Below are 1,193 nucleotides of genomic sequence, written 5' to 3'. Positions count from 1 at the left end.
AAATGGCAAAAGGTAAATTCGAACGGACCAAGCCGCACGTCAACGTCGGCACCATCGGTCACGTTGACCACGGCAAAACCACCCTGACGGCTGCAATCGCAACCGTTCTGTCGAAGAAGTTCGGCGGCGAAGCCAAGGCGTACGACCAGATCGACGCGGCTCCGGAAGAGAAGGCACGCGGCATCACCATCAACACCGCGCACGTCGAGTACGAAACCGAATCGCGTCACTACGCGCACGTCGACTGCCCAGGCCACGCCGACTACATCAAGAACATGATTACCGGTGCCGCCCAGATGGACGGCGCGATCCTGGTGTGCTCGGCCGCTGACGGCCCGATGCCGCAGACCCGCGAGCACATCCTGCTGGCGCGTCAGGTTGGCGTTCCGTACATCATCGTGTTCCTGAACAAGTGCGACCTGGTCGACGACGCAGAACTGCTGGAACTGGTCGAAATGGAAGTCCGCGAACTCCTGTCGAAGTACGAGTTCCCTGGCGACGACCTGCCGATCATCAAAGGTTCGGCACGTATGGCCCTGGAAGGCCAGCCTGGCGAAATGGGCGAAGAGTGCATCATCCGCCTGGCAGAAGCCCTGGACACCTACATCCCGACGCCAGAGCGCGCTGTTGACGGCGCCTTCCTGATGCCAGTCGAAGACGTGTTCTCGATCTCGGGTCGTGGTACCGTCGTGACCGGTCGTGTCGAGCGCGGCATCATCAAGGTCGGCGAAGAAATCGAAATCGTCGGCATCACCGATACCGTCAAGACCACCTGCACCGGCGTGGAAATGTTCCGCAAGCTGCTGGACCAGGGTCAGGCAGGCGACAACGTCGGTCTGCTGCTGCGCGGCACCAAGCGTGAAGACGTCCAGCGCGGCCAGGTTCTGGCCAAGCCGGGCTCGATCAAGCCGCACAACCACTTCACCGGCGAGATCTACGTGCTGTCGAAAGACGAAGGTGGCCGTCACACCCCGTTCTTCAACAACTACCGTCCGCAGTTCTACTTCCGTACCACCGACGTGACCGGCTCGATCGAGCTGCCAGCGGACAAGGAAATGGTCATGCCAGGCGATAACGTGTCGATCACCGTCAAGCTGATCAACCCGATCGCGATGGAAGAAGGCCTGCGCTTCGCAATCCGCGAAGGCGGCCGTACCGTCGGCGCCGGCGTGGTTGCCAAGATCATCGCCTAA

At 61.1% G+C, this 1,193-nt stretch carries 1 protein-coding gene; it reads left to right on the top strand.

All coding sequences use genetic code 11. From position 1 onward, the window contains the following. Positions 1-2: 2 nt before the first annotated feature. Entirely contained in the window at positions 3-1,193 is a 1,191-nt protein-coding gene (tuf, locus tag RT688_RS23785) for an elongation factor Tu (RefSeq protein WP_312554551.1), read from the top strand.

The organism is Massilia sp. (assembly GCF_032106685.1).
GTDB lineage: Bacteria > Pseudomonadota > Gammaproteobacteria > Burkholderiales > Burkholderiaceae_D > Telluria.
This window is presented reverse-complemented; position numbering and strand designations above follow the sequence as displayed.